This window comes from Streptomyces sp. DSM 116793 (assembly GCF_057320905.1).
In genome coordinates this window covers 8,760,649-8,780,181 of the sequence record NZ_CM170494.1, presented here as the reverse complement: position 1 = coordinate 8,780,181, position 19,533 = coordinate 8,760,649, and the positions used below count along the sequence as shown (strand labels likewise).

Sequence of the window (19,533 nt, the reverse complement as noted above, 5' to 3'; positions counted from 1 at the left end):
CCGCTGCCGGCTGGGCGCCTTGGGTCGCGCGCATTGTGTGGGGCAGGTGGTTCGGGCGGCAGGGGCTGCCCTTGGGGCGCAGGTCAAGTGGCGGGCGCGCCGGGGCTGGGAGCGCGGTTCCCCGCGCCCCTTGCGGGGGGCCGTGGGCGCAAGGGGGGCCATGGGGGCTTGAGGCAAGACGAATGCCGGGGTCGGGAGTTGATCGCGGATCGGTGGGCGGCAGTAGAGTGACGCTCCGTGGCACCACGACCCTTGCATGAAATCGTCGAAGAAGGCTGGGCGAAAGCCCTGGAGCCCGTCGCGGGCCGGATCTCCGCCATGGGGGAGTTCCTGCGGGCGGAGATCGCCGCGGGCCGCACCTACCTGCCCGCCGGGCAGCATGTGCTGCGGGCCTTCCAGCAGCCCTTCGACGACGTCCGCGTCCTCATCGTCGGCCAGGATCCCTACCCCACCCCGGGGCACGCCGTGGGGCTCTCGTTCGCCGTCGCCCCGGACGTCAGACCGCTACCCGGCAGCCTGATCAACATCTTCCGGGAGCTGAGCACCGACCTCGGCCTGCCCCAGCCGAGCACCGGTGACCTCACCCCGTGGACGGAGCAGGGCGTGCTGCTGCTCAACAGGTCGCTGACGACCGCCCCGAGGCGTCCCGGTGCGCATCGCGGCAAGGGCTGGGAGGAGGTCACGGAACAGGCCATCCGGGCGCTGGCGGCCCGCGGCAAGCCACTGGTGTCGATCCTCTGGGGCCGCGACGCCCGCAACGCCCGTCCGCTGCTCGGCCAGCTGCCGGCCGTGGAGTCGGCCCATCCCTCGCCGATGTCGGCGGACCGCGGCTTCTTCGGCTCCAGGCCGTTCAGCCGCACCAACGAGCTCCTCGTCGGACAGGGCGCCAGCCCGGTCGACTGGCGGCTGTCGTGACCGAGGCGCACCGCCCGGAGGAGGGCGGCACCGCGGACGCCGTACTCGGCGTGGACTCGGGTGGCTCGGGACTGCGCGCCGCCCTCGCGCTCCGCCACGGCACCGGAGGGCCACCCCTGGCCTCGCGTACCCCCGTCCGTACGGGGCCCGGCGGCATCGACCCCGGCCACCTGCTGGAACAGCTGGTGCCGATGGTCCGCGAGCTGATGGCGCGGACCGGAAGCACCCGGCTGAGGGCCGTCGCCATCGGCGCCGCGGGCATGGCCACCCTCGGTGACGCCCTCCGCGCCGAACTGCCGGCCGCGCTGGAGAAGGAGTTCGGCACCCGTCGTGTGGCGCTCGCCGCCGACGCCGTGACCGCGTACGTCGGCGCCCTGGGCACACGTCCGGGCGCCGTGGTCGCCGCGGGCACCGGTCTGATCGCGCTCGGCACGGACCTGCGGACCTGGCGCCGCGCCGACGGCTGGGGCCATCTGCTCGGCGACTGCGGCTCCGGCGCCTGGATCGGCAGGGCCGGTCTGGAAGCCGCGCTGCGCGCTTTCGACGGGCGGCGGGGCGGGTCGGCGGCGCTGCTGGAGCGCGCGGAGCGGATGTTCGGCCCGGCGTCCGACCTGCCCGGGAAGGTCTACCCCCGCACCGACCGGCCCGCGGTGCTCGCCTCGTTCGCCCCCGAGGTGGCGGGCGCGGCCCGGGACGGCAGTGCGGCGGGCGGCGGGGACGAGGTGGCGGCGGGCATTCTCCGCTCGGCGGCCCGGCACATCGCCGAGGCCGCCGCGGCCGCCTGCCCCCGTACCGGGCCGTGCGACGTGTCCCTGACGGGCGGGCTGCTGCAGATCGGCGAACCCCTGCTGGGCCCGCTCCGCGCCGAGCTGGCCGAACAGGTGCCGCACGCCCGCCAGGTCCCCGCCGCCGGCGATCCCCTGGCCGGTTCCGTCCACATCGCCTCCGACCTCGCGGACGGCCGTCTGGCACTGCCCCGGGACGGCCGCATGCTGTACGTCGAGCCCGGACCGGAGGTTTCTGCCACGGAGTGAGGCGCCTTCCGCCACGGAGTGACACTCCGGCCGGCCCTCCTGTGCCCACGGCGTGGCCGGCCGCCTTCAGCGACCACCGTCCGGCCCCGGTCCTGCACCGCCGACACCGTCCGGCCCCGGTCCGCGCCCGCGTCCGGCTCCGGTCCGCGCCCGCGTCCGGCTCCGGCCGCGTCCGCCGTCCGGAACGTGTCGGCGATCGTCATCGGGCCTGTCCGCGACCGCCGTCGCGAACAGGCCCGGAAGTGCGGCCGGGACCGCCCCAAGCGCTCCCGCGGCCGCCGGGCCGATTCCGCGCAGACGGGCCTGCCCCGTATGCGCGGATCCTGTCCCGGCTCACCCCACGAGCCCGTGCTCACCGGCCCCTCTTGCTCACCGGCCCCTTCCGCACCGCGCGCGGCGCGGGCGCGCGCGGTCGGCTCTCGTGTGAATAGGGCGGTATCTCCCATCCCCTCCCCGTCATCCCCATCGACACCATCTGTGGCGCACCGCCCCAATCCGCCACTCCGACAAACAGGGATATACACCGCTCAGAAGCCCCTCCCCGAACAGAGATGCCCGGAAAGCCAGTAGCATGCGGCGCCATGAGCTCCCCCACTGGGCCCGCTTCCGGCCTGCCTGTACGAATGCCGCCGCCCCGCCGGTCGGGGCGACACCGCCGCCCGGAGCCTGCCGTGGCTCCCGAGGGTGCACCCGCGCTCGTTCTCGCGGTGCCGGGCACCCCCGGCACGGACACGCGCAGTCTCGCCGAGGAGGTCGTGAGCATCGCGCGCTCCGAACTCCCCGGCCTGGACGGCCGCATCGGCTACGTGGACGGGGAGGGGGACGACGCCGAGTTCCCCGGACTTGCGACGGTACTCACCCGAACCGTGGAGGAGCGCACAGCCCGCTACGAGCAGGCCAAGGCCGCCGGCGCCGAGGTGACTGAGCCCGAGGGCCCGGCCGCCGTGGTGGTGCCGCTCCTCGCGGGCCCGCACCCGGCGCTGCTCGACCGCATCCGCCAGGAGGTGGCCGCCAGTGGGGCGCCGGCCGAACTGACCGATGTGCTCGGCCCCCACCCGCTGCTCGCCGAGGCGCTGCACGTGCGCCTCTCCGAGGCGGGCCTGGCGCGCGCCGACCGGGCCCGGCTTTTCACCGTGGCCACCGCGGCCGACGGCATCATCCTCGCGTCCGTGGGCGGTGCGGAGGCCGTGCAGGCCGCGGGCATCACGGGGATGCTGCTGGCCGCACGGCTCGCGGTCCCGGTGATGGCGGCCGCCCTCGACGAGGACGGCGCCGTCGCGACCACCGCCAAGGAGTTGCAGGCGGCCGGTTCCGGGCAGTTGGCACTCGCCCCGTACCTCATCGGCCCCGAGGTCGACCGCACCCGGCTCGAGGCCGCGGCCATGGAGGCAGGCTGCTCGACCGCCGAGCCACTCGGCGCCTATCCGGCGATCGGCAGGCTGGCGCTGTCCCAGTACGCCGCGGCCGTGGGCATCAAGCTGCAGCAGCAGGGGACGGCCGGCCGCTGACCGACCGGCACACGATCACCCGCAAGGGCCCGCTCCACCGAGCGGGCCCTTCGTGAACCGCCGGGGCACCGTCGTGCGCCTCCGCGACCATGTGGTGCGCCTCCGGGGCTGTTCGTGCACCCTCCACGACCGTCTCATGCACCTCCGGTTGATCACCTCGTGCACGATCACCTCGTGCACCGTCAAGACCACCCCGTGCACCGGCGCGCCTCCCCCGCCGGCCTCCCCGGAGCCCGGACGCCAGGCGGTCAGTCGAAGATCACACAGGAGGCCGCCGGGGCCTGCACGGCGCCGGCCCGGGCCGGCAACCCGGTCTCCGGGTCGAGGGTGAACCAGGTGACGTCCCCGGACCGCTCGTTCGCCACGTACAGGAACCGCCCGGAGGGGTGGACGGCCAGGTCGCGGGGCCAGTGGCCGCCACACGGCACCATGGCGGCGACGGTGAGGCGTTCACCGTCGGCGTCGAGCGCCAGCACCGAGATCACGTCCTCGCCACGGGTCGCCGTCCAGGCGAACCGGCCGTCGGGGGCGACCACGATCTCGGACGGGTAGGCGTCGCCGTCCGGCGCACCGGTGAGCACGGCGATCTCCGGCCCCGGCTGGAGCACGCCGTCGGCGGCGTTCCAGCGGCAGACGGTCACCGCAGGGGCGAGTTCGTTCAGGACGTAGGCGCGGTGGCCGCGGGGGTGGAAGGCGAGGTGGCGTGGGCCGGAGCCGGGCCGCAGCGCCGTCTCGTGATGGAGCTTGAGGCCACCGGACGGGTCGAGCGCGCAGACCCGCACCGAGTCGGTGCCGAGGTCGACGCTCACCGCCCACCGCCCGCTGGGATCCGGCAGCACCTGGTGGGCGTGCGGGCCCTGCTGGCGCTGCGGATGCGGGCCGCGGCCCTCGTGCAGCAGCACGGAGGCCCGCGCGCCGAGCCGCCCGTCGGGCCGTACGGGCACCGCGGTCACACTGCCCGAACCGTAGTTGGCGGTCAGCGCGTGCCCGGCGTACAGGGCCAGGTGCGTGGGGCCGTCGCCGCCGACGCGCACCGGCTCGCCGGCGGGCCGGGGGCCCTCGGGGGTCACGTCGAACGCGGCGAGCGCGCCGTCGTTCGTCTCGCTCACCGCGTAGAGGGTCCCGCCGGAGGCCGAGAGCGCGAGGTACGACGGGTCCGGGACCGCGTCGGTGGCGCTCAGCACGGTCAGCGCGCCGGTGTCCGGATGCACGGCGGCCGTGAGCACGCCTCTGCCGCCGGCCGCGGTGAACGATCCGATATATGCCCGACTACCCGCCTTGCCCACTGTTGTCCCCTCTCGGCTCCACGCTGTCGCGGCCGACGGTAGCAGTCCCCGGCCTCAGGTCCGGACCAAATGGCCGCCGCGCCGGCTGTGCCGGGTTGGCATGCTGGGAGGCATGAGCAGCCCCGGCAACAGCACATGTCAGGCCCTTCGTCCCCCGACCGCCGCCACCGCCACGCCGGCCGTCGTCTTCGACCTGGACGGCACGCTGGTGGACAGCGAGCCGCTCTACTACGAGGCGGGGCGCGGCACCCTCGCCGACCACGGCGTCACCGGTTTCACCTGGCAGGAGCACGAGAGCTATGTCGGCATCAGCACCCGGGAGACGGTGGTGCTGTGGCGGGAGCGGTACGGGATCGCGGCGTCCGTGGAGGAACTGCTGGCGGACCTGGAGCGCCGCTATCTGCGGCTGGCGCGCACCGACGCCAGGGTCTACCCGGAGATGCGGTCCTTCGTCGAACGGCTGGGGGCGGCGGGGGTGCCGATGGCGGTGGCCTCCGGGTCCTCACGGGCGGCGATCGAGGCGGTTCTGTCGGGCACGGGCCTGGCGGCTCTGCTGCCCGTGACGGTCTCCTCCGACGAGGTCGCCCGCGGCAAGCCCGCCCCCGACACCTTTCTGGAGGCGGCCCGGCGGCTCGGCGCCGCCCCCGGGAACTGCGTGGTGGTGGAGGACGCCGCGCCCGGTGCGGCGGCCGCCCGGGCCGCGGGGATGCGCTGCATCGCGGTGCCCTACGTGGCCGCGCAGGCCGACGATCCCGGGTTCGCCTCCGCGGGGCTGCTGTTCCGTGGCGGCCAGCGCGAGTTCACGGCCGGGGCCGCGTTCGCGTGGGTGATGGGGGCGGGAGGGGGACGGGACGGCGGGGACGCTGCCGAGGCGCCGGCCGAGGAGTAGGCCCGTACCCCGGGTGGAGGGCAGGCCGACGCCTCGCCGGGCCATGTCGCGGCGTGGACACGTCGGGGCATGGACACCGGATGGTGCACACGTCGGGGCGCCGACACCCCGGAGCGTCGTCAGGTGGGACCGGTGGCCACGTGACCGTGGTGGGCCACGTGGCCGTGCGGCCGACGGCACGCCTGCTCCGGCGCCGGGTACCGTGCGGAGCAGCCGCGCACCCGAGCGGGACGCCGACCACCCGCGCGCCCGAGCGGGGCAGCCCTCTGCTCAGTCCTGCTCGCCGGCGGGCAGGCCCCGGAGAGCGACCAGCCGCAGGAAGCCGTTGGGCTCGTGGGGATGCCGGCTGGCCATGTCGAGCCGGAGGGCGGTGGTGGCCACCGGCTCGAAGGTCACCCGGGTGGGCTGGTCCGAGTCGGCCGCCCAGGTGACGGCGGGGTGGTCCACGGGCACGTACTCCCTGCCGTTCCAGTGGCTCACCCGGATCGAGGCCGGCAGAGCGTGCCTGCCGTCGGCCGTGAACACCGCCTCCACCCCCTGGAACTGGCGACGCTCCGGCCAGGTCAGCGAGACCCAGGCAGTGGGGTGCGCCCTGCTGATCTCGGGCAGCAGGGCTGTGGCGGCCATCGAGTAGGCGTTGGACCAGGCGGTGGAGGGGTCGCCGTCCAGCATGTGCGCGGGGACGGTGCCGGGGGCGCCCGAGAAGCCGGCATCCGCCTCGGGGCCGGGCGTGGCGGCGGAATCGGCGACCGGCGGGGTGAGCGGGACGGGCGTGGTGGGCGGGGCGGGCGTTCCTGAGGTGATCCGGGCGGCCGGCGTGCCGCCGTGGCCGCCGTGGCTCCGGGGCCCGTCCTGGCCGCTGCGGCCGCCGTGGCCACCGTAGCCGCCGTGGGCCGTCACCGACGCGGAGTCCGGCCGCAGCCCCTCCGCGTGGGCGGTGACCGTGATCGTCCCCGCGTCCCGGCCCGCCCGTACGATCGCGAGGGCCTTGCCGCCCCAGGCCGTCCTGGTGGCCGAGCGGTAGTTCTCGGCGCTCTCCTGCCGGCCGTTGTCGGCGCCCAGGAGGTGGCCGCCGGTCACGGTGAACGTCAGCGCGTGGCAGGCGTCCGGCACGGTCACGCCCCGTGCGTCGGTCACCTCGGCGGTGACGAAGAAGAGCGCACGGCCGTCGGCCGCGACCTCCTCCCGGTCCGCGGTCAGCCGCAGCGCGGCCGGCTGCCCGGCGGTGCGCAGCACGTCACGGGCGACCTCCGCGCCGTCCCGCCGTGCCACCGCGACGAGCTTCCCGGGGGCGAACGGCACCCGCCACGTCAGGTGCAGGTGCCCAGCGCTGCCGTTCGGGCTCGTGTAGCTGCCCGGGTAGGGGCCCGAGGTGACGGTCTTGTCATCGCCGGTGGCCTCGGTGGTCTCCAGGTAGGCGGCTCCGTACGGGGTCGTCTTGCGGTCGAAGCGGCGGGTGCCGAGCGAGGTTCCGTTGAGGAACAGCTCGACCTCCTCGACATTGCTGTAGGCCCACACCACCACCTCCTCCTTCGGGCGGTGGCCGGTCCAGTCCATGGGCACCAGGTGCACCATCGGCTCGTCGCTCCACTGGCTGCGGAAGAGGAAGAACTGGTCCTTGGGGAACCCGGCGGTGTCCACGGCGCCGAAGAAGGACGACTTCACCGGGAAGACGTCGTTGTACGGGGTGGGCTCACCGATGTAGTCGATGCCGGTCCACACGAACTGCCCGGCGTGGAACTCCCGGTCGCGGTCCTTCTTGAGCACGTACTCGCCGCTCATGGTCCACGTCTCGAGGTTGTTGTCGTAGGACGAGACGCCGCGCCGGCCGGGCGAGTAGTTCTCGCCGGTGTTGAGCTGGTCCGGGTTGTCGTAGACGCCCCGGGTCGAGGTGCACGAGGAGGACTCGGACTCGAAGAAGAAGGTGTCCGGGTACTTCGCATGCAGGGCGTCCACGGAGACCGCGGTGTTGTAGTTCAGCCCGACGCCGTCCAGCATCCGCAGGATCAGGTCCTGCGGCGAGCCGTCCGCGGGCACGCCCCGGTACTTGTCGGAGCCGATCACCACCGGCCGGGTGGGGTCGGCGGCCCGGACCGCCTCGATCAGCGCCTTGGCCATCGGCACCCCCGCGGCGCTCGTGCTGTCGGGGATCTCGTTGCCGATCGACCACATCACCACCGCGGGCGAGTTCCTCGCGGCCCGCACCATCTCCGTGATGTCGTCCTGGCCGTGCTCGTCGAAGAACCGGCCGTAGTCGTACCGGTTCTTGGGGGTTCGCCAGCAGTCGAAGGCCTCCACCATCAGCAGGATCCCCAGCTCGTCGCAGAGGTCGACGAGCTGGGGCGCGGGCGGGTTGTGCGAGGTCCGCAGCGCGTTGACGCCCATCCGGCGCATCAGCGTCAGCTGGCGGCGGGCGGCGTCTGGGTGGAACGCGGAGCCGAGCGCCCCCAGGTCGTGGTGGAGGTTGACGCCGTGCAGCTTGGTACGCCGGCCGTTGAGGGAGAAGCCGTGGTCGGGGTCGAAGGCGAAGTGACGGAAGCCGAAGCAGGTACGGGTCTCGTCGCAGGTGCGGCCGTCGACATTGACGCGGGTGCGCACGGTGTACAGCGCCGTCGTAGGCTCTCCGGCCGGGCGTCCGGCGGACGGCTCCGTGGACCAGAGCCTGGGGTGGTCGACCCGCAGGCTGATCGTGGCGGTGGCGGGGGTACCGGTGAGGGTGACGGTGGTGCGGCCGTCTGCCACGATCCTGCCCGCCGGGTCCTCCACGACCGCCGTCACCTCTGCCGGAACGGTGCGCTCCGCGCTGACGGCGACCGCCGCCACCCGCACCTCGGCGTGCCCGGCGGTGATCGTCTCGGTGAGCCGCGGGGTGGTGACGGTGACACCGTGCCGGGTGAGGTGGACGGGGTCGGTGACGATGAGGCGCACGTCGCGGTGGATGCCGCTGCCCGAGTACCAGCGGCTGCTGGGTACCTGGTTGCGCACCCGGACCGCGAGCGTGTTCCGCGTCGTTCCGTCGGTGTGCGCCAGGGAGGTGAGGTCGGCGGCGAACCCCGTGTACCCGTACGGGTGGGCGGCGACCAGCTCGCCGTTGAAGTGGACCTGCGCGTCCATGTAGACGCCGTCGAACTCCACGGCCAGCCGCTTCCCCGCGGTCGCCGGCGGGAGGGTGAAGGTCTTCGTGTACCAGCCGAGCCCGCCCGGCAGGTAGCCGCTGCCCGCGGTGGTGTGCGCGTCGCGGCGCGGGTCGAGTTCGATGCTCCAGTCATGCGGGAGGTCCACGTCGCGCCAGCCCGGGTCACCGGCGTCCGGTTGGGCGGCTTCGTCCCCCGTGGTGTTGACCAGGGCGAAGCGCCAGCCCTGGCGGAGGTCGACGGTGCGGGCGGACGCGGCGTCCGCGAGCAGGTCCGGCGCCGGGCCACCGCTGCCGGCCGGCCCGCCGACGGCGGCCGACGCGGGCGCGGCCGCGGCCGTCTGCCGGGCCGCCGCACCCCCGAGTGCAGCCACGCCCACCCCGCTCAGAGCCGTTCTTCGTGAGATCGCCATCCGTGCCTCCTGGACCGTGGTCGTCGCGGCGGCGCTCCGGACGGCGCCGCCGCGCTGGCCGAACGATGGCGAGTGTGTCGCTCTCTGTTTGATTTAGTCAATGAACCAAACAAACCTTTCCAAGATGGCTCAATATGTCGTACAGGAAGCCCTGTCGGGCCCGGCTGGACGGCGAACGAGGGCAGCCACGGGTCGGGCCCGAGGGCAGCCGCTGGGGCACCGCTGCCGGCAACCCGCTGAATCGGGGGGCAACCGGCTGAGCCGGGGCAGCCGTGGGCATGCGTCCGGGCAACCGTGCGGCATGCGCCGGGGCAGCCGTGGTCCATGCGCCGGGGAGGCGGCGGCGCGGTCAGCCGAGGAAGGTCAGACGCACCGTCCGGCGCGGGTTGTCCCCGTTGGTGTCGACCAGGCACACCGACTGCCAGGTGCCCAGCTCCAGGCTCCCGTCGAGCACGGGCAGCGTGGCGTGCGGCGGTACGAACGCCGGCAGGACATGGTCCCGGCCGTGCCCGCGGCTGCCGTGCCGGTGCTGCCACCGATCGTCCGCGGGGAGCAGGTCGCGCAGCGCCGCCAGCAGGTCGTGGTCGCTGCCCGAGCCCGTCTCGATCAGTGCGATCCCGGCGGTGGCGTGCGGTACGAACACATTGAGCAGACCGTTCCTGCCGGGGGCCACCTCCCTGAGGTACGTGTCGCAGGTGCGGGTGATGTCGACGACGGTCTCGTCGGATCCCGTGGTGATACTCAGGACGCGCGTGCTGAAGGCTTCGGACATGGCCCCATCCTGCCCCGGGACACGTATTTCACCGTGTCGCCACGGGGACGCGCCGTGATCCGGGCGCCCGGCGGGGTGTGACGGACGGGGGCTGGGGCGGGGGCGCGGAGGCGCGGGCGCGGAGGCGTAGGAGCGAGCGCGGGCACGGGCACGGACGGCGTGTGGGGAAGATTCGGCGGTGCCGGAAAGTTAGTAGAACCGTGAACGAATTCGTGGGTACCGACCTCGACGTGCTGGTCATCGGCGCGGGACAGGCCGGGCTGTCCAGCGCCTTCCACCTGCGCCGCACCGGCTTCGAGCCGGGCCCCGGCTTCGTCGTGCTCGACCATGCGCCGGGACCCGGTGGCGCCTGGCAGTTCCGCTGGCCGACGCTGACCTACGGAGTGGTGCACGGCATGCACTCCCTGCCGGGCATGGAGCTGACCGACGCCGATCCCGCCCGGCCGTCGTCCGAGGTGATCACCGAGTACTTCGCCGCGTACGAGCGGACGTTCGACCTGCGTGTCCGGCGCCCGGTGGACGTCCACGCGGTGCGCGAGGGCACCGGCGGCCGTCTGCTGGTGGAGACCTCGGCGGGGAACTGGGCGCCACGGGCGCTGGTCAACGCCACCGGCACCTGGGACCGGCCGTTCTGGCCTCGCTACCCCGGTCAGCGGGACTTCCGCGGGCGCCAGCTGCACACGGCGCAGTACCGGGGCCCCGAGGAGTTCGCCGGGCTGCGGGTCGTCGTGGTGGGCGGCGGGGCGTCGGGAACCCAGCACCTCATGGAGATCGCCCCCTACGCCGCCGCGACGACCTGGGTGACGCGCCGGCCTCCGGTCTTCCGTGCGGGCCCCTTCGACGAGAACCGGGGCCGGGAGGCCGTGGCGCTCGTCGAGGAACGGGTCCGGCAGGGGCTGCCGCCGCTGAGCGTGGTCTCGGTCACCGGCCTGCCCCTCACCGACGCCATCCGCCGGGCGCGCGCCGAGGGCGTGCTGGACCGGCTGCCCATGTTCGACCGGATCGTCCCCGAGGGCGTGGTGTGGCGGGACGGCCACCGGGTCGAGGCCGACGTCATCCTCTGGGCGACCGGCTTCCGGGCCGCCGTCGACCACCTGGCGCCGCTCCGACTGCGGGGAGCCGGCGGTGGGATCCGGGTCGACGGCACCCGGGTGGTGGCGGACCCGCGCATCCACCTCGTGGGCTACGGCCCCTCGGCCAGCACCATCGGGGCCAACCGGGCGGGGCGGGCGGCGGTGCGGGACATCCGGCGGCTGTTCGCGGGCGAGTTCGGGGAATCCCGGAAGCCCGGGGAGCCGGTCGCGGCCTGAGCTCAGCTCGCCATCCGGGCGGCCCGGTGATTGCGGTTGAACTCCGCCACGTTCCGCATCTGCTCCTCGTACCTCGAGGTGAAACGGGTGTCCCCCGGCTTGACGGTCACGAAGTACAACCAGTCGCCCGGCGTGGGGTCGACCGCTGCGCGCAACGCCTGGTCGCCCGGGTTGCCGATGGGCGTCGGGGGCAGGCCCATCCTGTTGTACGAGTTGTAGGGGCTGTTGAGCTTCGTGTCCTTCTCGGTGGTGTGCACCGTGGAGCGGTTCAGGGCGTAGTTGAGGGTGGAGTCCATCTGCAGCGGCATACCACGGGAGAGTCGGTTGTAGACGATCCGTGCCACCTTGCCCATGTCATCCTGGTTGGCCGCCTCGGCCTGGACGACGCTTGCGATGGTGATGGCCTGATAGCCGTTCAGGGCGTTGGCCTGGGCCCTCGCCGCCACGCCCCGCTCGCTGAACTTCTTGTTGGCGGTCTCCACCATGGCGGCCAGCAGAGACGCCGGCGTGGTCTGCTGGGTGATCGGGTACGTGGCCGGGAAGAGGTAGCCCTCCGGATTACCCCGCGCCTCCTGGGGCAGCGCGAGGTGCGCCTGGGCCACGGACTTCTTGGTCGTGCCCGCGGGAATGGCGAGCACCTTGTCCACGGCCTCGTACACCTGGCTGGCGCGCCAGCCCTCGGGAATCGTCAGCATCTGCGGCGGCTCCGGATGGTCGTCGTCCGGAAGCAGCGCTGTCACGATCACCGCGATGACGGCCCCGAGGGTGAGCGCGCAGACGGTGCTCACCACGAGCCGGCCGCGGCGCGTCAGCCGGACCTTGCTCCGCCTCCGTCGCGGGGGTGTGGATCTCATGGCGGCACGGTATCCCGCATAAGGGTGGAAACCGGGCATATTTTCACTTCGCCTGCTCCAGTCGTGCGTCCCTGCGGACCAGTGCCGCATAGCGCCCGCCGGCCTCGAGGAGTTCCCCGTGCGTTCCTCGCTCGGCTATCCGGCCGGCCTCCAGCACCACGATCTGGTCGGCGCCGCGGACGGTGGAGAGCCGGTGCGCGATGGTGATGGTGGTCCGGTCGGCCGACAAGGCGTCGATGGCCTCCTGCACCGCATACTCGGTGCGGGTGTCCAGTGCGCTGGTCGCCTCGTCCAGGATGAGCACGGGCGGGTCGCGCAGGATGGTGCGGGCGATCGCCAGGCGCTGCTTCTCGCCGCCGGAGAAGCGGTGGCCGCGCTCCCCGACGAGCGTCTCGTACCCCTGGGGCAGCGAGGCGATGTGGTCGTGGATCTGGGCGGCGCGGGCGGCGGTGACCAGCTCCTCGTCGGTGGCGTCCGGCTTGGCGAAGCGGAGGTTGTCCGCCACCGAGGCATGGAAGAGGTAGGTCTCCTGGGAGACCACACCGACCGCGCGCGCGAGGCTCTCGAAGTCCATGTCGCGCACGTCGACACCGTCGATGGTGACGCGGCCCGCCGTCACGTCGTACAGCCGCGGGACCAGGTAGCTCAGCGTCGACTTGCCCGCCCCGGTCTGCCCGACGACGGCCAGGCTGCTGCCCGCCGGGACGGTGAGGTCGATGCCGTCGAGCGTCGGCGGGGCCTTCTCGTCGTAGCGGAACCCGACGCCCTCGAAGCGGATCTCACCCTTCACCTCGCCGAGGCGCACCGGACGCGCCGGCTCCTCGATGTCGATGGGCAGGTCGAGGTACTCGAAGATGCGCTGGAAGAGCGCGAGCGAGGTCTGTATCTGCACACCGGTGACCAGCAGGCTGACCGCCGGCCTGAACAGGCCCTGCTGGAGGGAGACGAAGGCGACCAGCGTGCCGATCGAGACGGTCGGGCCGCCGAGCTGGAACGCGAGGCCCGCCGCCCAGTAGATGACGGCGGGCATGGCGGCCATGACGATCGTGATGACCGCCATACGCCAGCGGCCCGCCATGTTCGACCGCACCTCCAGGTCGACCAGGCCCTCGGACTCGACCGCGAAGGAACGCGTGAGGGAATCGGCCCGGCCCATGGTGCGGCCGAGCAGGATGCCGCTGACGGAGAGGGATTCGGTGACGGTGGCCGCCATCGTGGCCATCTGCTTCTGCCGCTGTGTGGCGATCTTCTTGCGCTCCTGGCCGACCCTGCGGCTGATCCACACGAACACCGGCATCAGCAGCAGCGACACGATGGTCAGCCGCCAGTCCAGCGCGACCATCGCCACGACCGTCGCGACGACGCTGGTGACGTTGGAGACCAGCGAGGTGGCCGTGGAGGTGACCGTGGCCTGCATGCCGCCGATGTCGTTGGCGATGCGCGACTGGACCTCGCCGGTGCGGGTGCGGGTGAAGAACGCCAGCGACATGCGCTGCAGGCGGCCGTACACGGCGGTGCGCAGGTCGTGCATGACGCGCTGGCCGACGGTGGTCGAGATGAGCGTCTGCAGCACGCCGAAGATGCTGCTGACCACCGCGCTGAGGATCATGCCCAGGGCGAGCAGGCTCAGCAGGCCGGTACGGCCCTGCGGGATGGCCGTGTCCAGGATGGCCCTGAGGAGGAAGGGCGTGACGACCGACACCAGGGACGAGGCGCAGACCAGCAGGCCGACGACGGCGAGGCGGCCGCGGTAGGGGCGGAAGAGACGGAGGATACGGCGGGTCTGGCGGGGCTGGTCCGGATCGACGGCGGGCGGCGTCCAGTCGGACTGGTCGATGCGCATGGGCTCCTACGGTGATCGGGGCGGCGGAAAGGGGCATGAGAGGTCTGCGGACACGCGGAACGGCGAGTGGGCGGCACACGCCGGCGAGGATCTACAGAGCCTAGCTCATTGTTACCTATACTCACAATGATGGGAGTCCTGATATGGTTCCCGCATGAGCACCCCAGATGCCGACGGCCTGCTCGCCGAGCAACTGCTGCGCCTGACGCGCCGTGTGCACCGCATCCAGAAGCGCCACCTGGAGCGGTCCGGACTCGGCATCACGCCGGCCCAGTCCCGGCTACTGCGTGTCCTTGCGCAGTACGGGGCGCCGCCCAGCATGGCCGACCTGGCACGCCATCTGGAGGTGGTGCCCCGGGCCGTGACCACGCTGGTGGACGGCCTGGAGAGTGGCGGATCGGTGCGCCGCGCCCCCGATCCCGTCAACCGCCGGGTGATACGGATCGAGATCACCGACCACGGACGCCAGGCGCTCAAGGAGCTGCGGCGTGCGCGCAGGGTCGCCGCGGAGGAGATCCTGGCACCGCTGAACGGCCATCAGCGCGACGCCCTGGGCGAGCTGCTGTCCGCCCTGCTGGAGGACCCCGACGTCCGGACGAGGGACGAACGGTCGCCCGCTGCGCGGGTCTAGGGGCTTCTGATGGATCTCCGCGGCGTCGCGACGCCCGGCACGCACTCTCCCACGGAGATCCCTCAAAAACCCCCTAGGTCTCCAGGTCCGCGCTGTCCCCCATGACCACGACCGGATGCCGACCGGGGTCCAGCGTGCGCAGCAGGTACTCCATGGCCGTCTTGGGCAGGCTCACACATCCCGACGTGCCGCTGCCGTGGTCCATGTGCAGCCAGATGCTGCCGCCCTTGCCATAACCCTGGGGACGGGTCGGATCATTGGGCGGTGTGCCCTTGACGCGGTTGTAGTCGATCGCGATCACGTAGTCGAAGTCGTGGTGGTACGCCTTGCCCCAGAAGGCCGGGGCCTGGAACGCCGCGGACGCGGTGTACGGCAGCCTGGCACCCGGGTCGGGCAGCACCCCGCCCGCGTCGCTGAGCGTGAACACGCCCACCGGGCTTCGCTTGTCGCCCTCGTGGTGTGCGCGCGTCCATCCCTTCCTGCCGTTGTGCGCGGGCCAGGTACGGCCCTTGTGCCATACCGCTCCCTGTTTGGTGAACAACGTCACGGTGGATTCCGGGGAGTCCGCGCCCTTGCCGTAGACGGCGACCACCTGGCGGGAGTCGGCCGGGATCCGCCGCCGCAGCCTGTCACCCACATCGGGGATCCGGTCGAGACCGACCGAGCGCGGGCGGGCGTGCTGGGTCCGCTCCGCGCCCGCCCCGTTCTTCGGCGTGCCCGGGTCGTCCTGCTGCCCGCACGCAACGAGCGCAGCCACCAGAACCCCGCAGGTCACAGCGGTGCGCACGGCGCGGCCCGCCCCGCCCGGACGCGTCGGCACCGGACCGCCCGCGGACGCGCGGTGGGCACTATGAGGTGGTGTGGTCCCCCTGAGGCGCGGCACAAGCCATCGCCCGCCGGTGGAAAATCGATTGCTTCGGGCTGCCTCGTGCCGGGAGCCTGTCACGGTTTACGTCCTCTCTCACCGCCCGTTTCCACACCCGTCCTGCCGGTTCGGCCCATCACCGGGTCCGGACCCTCTTGATCCCCTTCATCGCCTCCGCAGCCCATCTCATCTCCTCGGCACTCTTCCACCTGTCCGTCCTATTCCCAACTTTGCGAGCCCTGGGACACCATGCAGATCCGAGATCTCCCGTACGCCGACCCGGGTGTGCCCGATGCCAGCTCGGGTCCCCGATTCCTGCTGTGGCTCGGCCGCAACCAGCTCGGCGGGCAGTTGAAGTCCCTTGCGTGGGGGCTGATGACATTCCTGTCCATCTCGTCCCTCCCCTATCTGGTCGGCTTCGCCGTCCAGGCCGTGGTGGACCGCGACGGCGCACGGCTCGCCCTGACCGGCGAGCTCACCGCGCTGTGCGGTGGGGTGATCGCCATGAGCGACACCATGCTGCACCGCGCCGCCGTCACCAACTGGATCACCGCGGCCGCCCGTGTCCAGCAGCTGCTCGCCCGGCACACCGCTCACCTCGGCTCGACCCTCACCCGCAGGGTCGCGGCAGGCGAGGTGGTCGCCGTGTCCACGGGCGACGTCGAGAAGATCGGCTGGTTCGTCGAGGCGCTCTCCCGCTTCACCGCGGCGGCCCTCACCGTGGTCGCCATCTGTGCGGGTCTCCTCGTCTACCAGCCCGCGCTGGGCGTGATCGTCGCGATCGGCGTGCCCGTGCTGGCCCTGGCCGTGCTGCCGCTGCTGCCGCGTGCGACGCGCAGGGCCGACCAGCAGCGCACCAAGGCGGGCCGGGCGACCGAGCTGGCCTCCGACACGGTCGCCGGCCTGCGAGTGCTGCGCGGCATCGGCGGCGAGGAACTGTTCCTCGACCGCTACCGCCGCGCCTCCCAGGAGGTCCGCAAGGCGGCCGTGCACAGCGCCCGCATGTGGTCGTTGATCGCGATGGTGCAGGTGCTGCTGCCCGGAGCGCTGCTGATCGTGGTCGTCTGGTACGGCGTGCACCTCGCCCGCGAGGGCCGGATCAGCGTGGGCGAACTGGTGACCGTCTACAGCGCCGTCACCCTGCTCAACTTCCCGCTGCGCCACTTCGAGGAGATCGCCATGGCGTACTCCTTCTCCCGGCCGTCGGCGCAGCGCGCGGCCCGAGTGCTGTCGCTGCAGCGGTCCACGGACGCGGGCGGGGCACGCACGCACACCGCGCCACCCCCGGGCGGCGACCTGTCCGACCCGGCGACGGGTCTGCTCGCGCCCACGGGGCAGTTCACCGCGGTGGTGTGCGGGGACCCGGACGCCGCCGGCCGGCTCGCGGAACGCCTCGGGGGCCACGCCGCGGACGACGCCTCTCCCGACGACCCGAGGCCGCCGTCCGCCCGGCTCGGCGGTGTCCCCCTGGACGAGCTGCCGCTGGAGGCCGCCCGCACGGCCGTCCTCGTCCAGGACAAGGACCCGGTGCTGCTCTCCGGCACACTGGGGGAACTCTTCGACGTCCCCGCCTCGGGCTCGGTCACGCCCGAAAGGGCCCTCGACGCCGCCCAGTGCTCCGACGTCCTGGACGCCCTCCTGCAGGGCTCGCCGGATCGGGCAGACCCCTTGCGGGCCCATATCACCGAGCGCGGCCGCTCCCTCTCCGGCGGCCAGCGGCAGCGACTCGCGCTGGCCAGATCACTGGTCACCGACCCCGAGGTGCTGGTGCTGGACGAGCCCACCTCGGCGGTCGACTCCCACACGGAGGCGCGCATCGCGGAGGGTCTGCGGGGCCTGCGGGCCGGCCGTACGACGGTGGTCCTCACCTCCTCGCCGTTGCTGCTGGACCGCGCCGACCGGGTCGTCCTGGTCCACGAGGGCACGGTCCTCGCCACGGGCGCCCACCGCGAGTTGATGGTCACCGAGCCGCGGTACCGGGCCGTGGTGGCCCGCGAAGCCGGGGACGAGACGTCCGCCCCGGCGGCGGGTCCCGCCGAGGAGGGCACACCCGGTGCCGCGGCAACCGGGCCCCGCACGGCCGCCCGGACAGCCCGGGCCCCCGACGAGCTGCGGGCCGTGAGCACACTCGGCCAACTGGAAGACATCGAGGAGACCGCATGATCGGCCTGGCGCCCCCGACCTACGACCCGGCGGCACCGACCACCGCACACACCCTCCCCGTGGGCGGCCCCGCCACCGTGCGGTCCTACGTCGGCGAACTCTTCCGCCGCCACCGGCGGGCCTTCCTGCTGCTCGTCTCGGCCAACGCGATCGCCGTCGTCGCCTCCATGGCGGGCCCGTACCTGTTGGGCGACCTCGTCCAGGACGTGACGGACTCCGACGCGCTGCGCCAGCTCCACCTTGGGCGGGCCGTCACGCTGTTCACGGTCGCCCTGGTGATCCAGGCCTACTTCGTGCGGGAGGTGCGACTGCGGGGGGCAGTGCTCGGTGAGCGGATGCTCGCGGACCTGCGCGAGGACTTCCTCGTACGGTCCGTGGGGCTGCCGCCCGGAGTGCTGGAGCGGGCCGGGACGGGTGACCTGCTGTCCCGGATCACCACCGACATCGACCGCCTCGCCAACGCCATGCGTGAAGCGGTGCCCCAACTGGCCATCGGTGTCGTGTGGGCCGCCCTGCTGCTCGGCGGGCTCGCCGTGACCGCCCCTGTGGTGGCTCCCGCCGTGCTGATCGCGGTGCCGCTGCTGGTGGCGGGCTGCCGCTGGTACTTCAAGCGGGCGCCGTCCGCGTACCGCTCGGAAGCCGCCGGCTACGCCGCGGTGGCCGCTGCACTCGCGGAGACCGTCGACGCCGGGCGGACGGTGGAGGCCCACCGGCTCGGCCCGCACCGCATCGGGCTGTCCGACCGGCGTGTCGCCCAGTGGACCGCGTGGGAGCGCTACACGCTGTGGCTGCGGTCGGTGCTCTTCCCCGTCGTCAACGTCACACACGCGACCGTGCTGTGCTCGGTGCTCATGATCGGCGGTGTCTTCGTCCTGGAGGGCTGGATCGACGTCGGCCAGCTGACCACCAGTGCCCTCATCGCCCAGATGCTGGTCGACCCGGTGGGGCTGATCCTGCGCTGGTACGACGAGCTTCAGGTCGCCCAGGTCTCGCTCGCCCGGCTCGTGGGTGTGCGGGAGATCGCTCCCGACCAGGGCGACGCCTCCGTCGCCCCCGAGGGGCGGGCCGTGCACGCCGACGCCGTGCACTTCGGGTACCGGCCGGACGTGGATGTGCTCCGCAAGGTGTCCCTGGAGGTGGAGCCCGGCACACGGCTGGCGCTCGTCGGCCCGTCCGGCGCCGGGAAGTCCACCCTGGGCCGGCTGCTCGCGGGCATCTACGCCCCCCGGAGCGGGCGGATCACTCTGGGTGGCGCCGAGCTGTCCCGGATGCCGGCCGAGCAGGTCCGCGCCCATGTGGCCCTCGTCAACCAGGAGCACCACGTGTTCGTCGGCTCGCTGCGCGACAACCTCCTGCTGGCCCGCCCAGAGGCCGAGGACGCCGAGCTGTGGGCGGCCCTCGCGGCGGTGGACGCCCGTACCTGGGCGAGCGCGCTCGCCGACGGGCTGGACACCGAGGTCGGCTCGGGCGGACTGGCACTCACCCCTGCACAGGCGCAGCAGATCGCGCTGGCCCGGCTGGTGCTCGCCGACCCGCACACCCTCGTCCTCGACGAGGCCACGTCGCTCCTGGATCCGCGCGCGGCCCGGCACCTGGAGCGCTCGCTCGCCCGTGTGCTGGACGGACGCACCGTCGTGGCGATCGCACACCGGCTGCACACCGCTCATGACGCCGATCTGATCGCGGTCGTCGAGGACGGCCGCATCAGGGAACTGGGCAGCCATGACGCACTGGTGGCGGCCGACGGCGCCTACGCGGCGCTGTGGCGGTCGTGGCACGGCCAGCCAGGCCGGGAGCCAGAGGGTGGGCAGCTCTCGGGCCGGTTCGGGTGAGCGGGCTGGGAGGACTGGACCGGCCGCCCGGGGCGACGTCCAGACGGTCCGCTGCCGTGGCACGACCGGACCGAACAGGCCGGCA

At 73.2% G+C, this 19,533-nt stretch carries 14 protein-coding genes; 8 read left to right on the top strand and 6 right to left on the bottom strand.

Annotated features, from left to right (window positions below):
• Window positions 1-237: 237 nt before the first annotated feature.
• The 3 genes from ACSMXW_RS34675 to ACSMXW_RS34665 all read left to right on the top strand — a co-directional run bounded on the left by ACSMXW_RS34675 (window position 238) and on the right by ACSMXW_RS34665 (window position 3,457).
• Complete coding sequence (locus tag ACSMXW_RS34675; RefSeq protein ID WP_485802250.1) at window positions 238-915, top strand: uracil-DNA glycosylase; 678 nt, start codon at window positions 238-240, stop codon at window positions 913-915.
• Window positions 912-1,949, top strand: a complete 1,038-nt coding sequence (locus tag ACSMXW_RS34670) for an N-acetylglucosamine kinase (protein ID WP_485802248.1) — start codon at window positions 912-914, stop codon at window positions 1,947-1,949. The genes ACSMXW_RS34675 and ACSMXW_RS34670 overlap by 4 nt, the downstream gene beginning before the upstream one ends.
• Before the next feature lie 581 nt (window positions 1,950-2,530).
• Window positions 2,531-3,457: a sirohydrochlorin chelatase gene (locus ACSMXW_RS34665; protein WP_485802246.1), complete on the top strand. Its 927-nt coding sequence runs from the start codon at window positions 2,531-2,533 to the stop codon at window positions 3,455-3,457.
• A 248-nt stretch (window positions 3,458-3,705) separates the two neighbouring features.
• On the opposite strand, the gene ACSMXW_RS34660 is transcribed toward ACSMXW_RS34665, so the two are convergent.
• Window positions 3,706-4,743: a lactonase family protein gene (locus ACSMXW_RS34660; RefSeq protein ID WP_485802244.1), complete on the bottom strand. Its 1,038-nt coding sequence runs from the start codon at window positions 4,741-4,743 to the stop codon at window positions 3,706-3,708.
• A gap of 112 nt (window positions 4,744-4,855) precedes the next feature.
• Here ACSMXW_RS34660 and ACSMXW_RS34655 point away from each other — a divergent pair, with 112 nt between their 5' ends.
• Window positions 4,856-5,632 carry an HAD family hydrolase gene (locus ACSMXW_RS34655; RefSeq protein ID WP_485802242.1) on the top strand — a complete coding sequence of 259 codons (777 nt, stop codon included), beginning with the start codon at window positions 4,856-4,858 and terminating at the stop codon, window positions 5,630-5,632.
• Window positions 5,633-5,902: 270 nt separating this feature from the next.
• Here the strand turns inward: ACSMXW_RS34655 and ACSMXW_RS34650 are convergent, their stop codons facing one another.
• Window positions 5,903-9,178 carry a glycoside hydrolase family 2 TIM barrel-domain containing protein gene (locus ACSMXW_RS34650; protein ID WP_485802240.1) on the bottom strand — a complete coding sequence of 1,092 codons (3,276 nt, stop codon included), beginning with the start codon at window positions 9,176-9,178 and terminating at the stop codon, window positions 5,903-5,905.
• A gap of 349 nt (window positions 9,179-9,527) precedes the next feature.
• The gene (locus ACSMXW_RS34645) at window positions 9,528-9,950 is read right to left on the bottom strand and encodes a secondary thiamine-phosphate synthase enzyme YjbQ (protein ID WP_485802238.1); all 423 of its coding nucleotides are present in this window, start codon (window positions 9,948-9,950) and stop codon (window positions 9,528-9,530) included.
• A gap of 200 nt (window positions 9,951-10,150) precedes the next feature.
• Between ACSMXW_RS34645 and ACSMXW_RS34640 the strand changes: the two genes are divergently transcribed.
• Complete coding sequence (locus ACSMXW_RS34640; protein WP_485802236.1) at window positions 10,151-11,260, top strand: NAD(P)-binding domain-containing protein; 1,110 nt, start codon at window positions 10,151-10,153, stop codon at window positions 11,258-11,260.
• Between the two features lie 2 nt (window positions 11,261-11,262).
• Here the strand turns inward: ACSMXW_RS34640 and mltG are convergent, their stop codons facing one another.
• Both mltG and ACSMXW_RS34630 read right to left on the bottom strand, forming a co-directional pair.
• Complete coding sequence (gene mltG, locus ACSMXW_RS34635; protein WP_485802234.1) at window positions 11,263-12,114, bottom strand: endolytic transglycosylase MltG; 852 nt, start codon at window positions 12,112-12,114, stop codon at window positions 11,263-11,265.
• Between the two features lie 43 nt (window positions 12,115-12,157).
• Window positions 12,158-13,957, bottom strand: a complete 1,800-nt coding sequence (locus ACSMXW_RS34630; RefSeq protein ID WP_485802233.1) for an ABC transporter ATP-binding protein — start codon at window positions 13,955-13,957, stop codon at window positions 12,158-12,160.
• 154 nt (window positions 13,958-14,111) lie between these two features.
• Here ACSMXW_RS34630 and ACSMXW_RS34625 point away from each other — a divergent pair, with 154 nt between their 5' ends.
• Entirely contained in the window at window positions 14,112-14,588 is a 477-nt protein-coding gene (locus ACSMXW_RS34625) for a MarR family winged helix-turn-helix transcriptional regulator (RefSeq protein ID WP_485802232.1), read from the top strand.
• Window positions 14,589-14,661: 73 nt separating this feature from the next.
• Here ACSMXW_RS34625 and ACSMXW_RS34620 read toward each other — a convergent pair whose 3' ends face one another.
• Window positions 14,662-15,348, bottom strand: coding sequence for a L,D-transpeptidase family protein (locus ACSMXW_RS34620; protein WP_485808494.1), 687 nt, complete (start codon window positions 15,346-15,348; stop codon window positions 14,662-14,664).
• A 354-nt stretch (window positions 15,349-15,702) separates the two neighbouring features.
• Here ACSMXW_RS34620 and ACSMXW_RS34615 point away from each other — a divergent pair, with 354 nt between their 5' ends.
• Both ACSMXW_RS34615 and ACSMXW_RS34610 read left to right on the top strand, forming a co-directional pair.
• The gene (locus tag ACSMXW_RS34615; protein ID WP_485802230.1) at window positions 15,703-17,616 is read left to right on the top strand and encodes an ABC transporter transmembrane domain-containing protein; all 1,914 of its coding nucleotides are present in this window, start codon (window positions 15,703-15,705) and stop codon (window positions 17,614-17,616) included.
• Window positions 17,613-19,448, top strand: coding sequence for an ABC transporter ATP-binding protein (locus ACSMXW_RS34610; protein WP_485802228.1), 1,836 nt, complete (start codon window positions 17,613-17,615; stop codon window positions 19,446-19,448). Before ACSMXW_RS34615 ends, ACSMXW_RS34610 begins: the two co-directional genes overlap by 4 nt.
• The last annotated feature ends 85 nt before the right edge of the window (window positions 19,449-19,533 follow it).

Excerpts from the sequence above, each read along its gene's own strand:
- ACSMXW_RS34665 (WP_485802246.1), top strand. The coding sequence starts at position 2,531 with ATGAGCTCCCCCACTGGGCCCGCTTCCGGCCTGCCTGTACGAATGCCG.
- ACSMXW_RS34610 (WP_485802228.1), top strand. The coding sequence starts at position 17,613 with ATGATCGGCCTGGCGCCCCCGACCTACGACCCGGCGGCACCGACCACC.
- ACSMXW_RS34645 (WP_485802238.1), bottom strand. The coding sequence starts at position 9,950 with ATGTCCGAAGCCTTCAGCACGCGCGTCCTGAGTATCACCACGGGATCC.
- ACSMXW_RS34655 (WP_485802242.1), top strand. The coding sequence starts at position 4,856 with ATGAGCAGCCCCGGCAACAGCACATGTCAGGCCCTTCGTCCCCCGACC.
- ACSMXW_RS34625 (WP_485802232.1), top strand. The coding sequence starts at position 14,112 with ATGAGCACCCCAGATGCCGACGGCCTGCTCGCCGAGCAACTGCTGCGC.
- mltG (WP_485802234.1), bottom strand. The coding sequence starts at position 12,114 with ATGAGATCCACACCCCCGCGACGGAGGCGGAGCAAGGTCCGGCTGACG.
- ACSMXW_RS34650 (WP_485802240.1), bottom strand. The coding sequence starts at position 9,178 with ATGGCGATCTCACGAAGAACGGCTCTGAGCGGGGTGGGCGTGGCTGCA.
- ACSMXW_RS34630 (WP_485802233.1), bottom strand. The coding sequence starts at position 13,957 with ATGCGCATCGACCAGTCCGACTGGACGCCGCCCGCCGTCGATCCGGAC.
- ACSMXW_RS34615 (WP_485802230.1), top strand. The coding sequence starts at position 15,703 with ATGCAGATCCGAGATCTCCCGTACGCCGACCCGGGTGTGCCCGATGCC.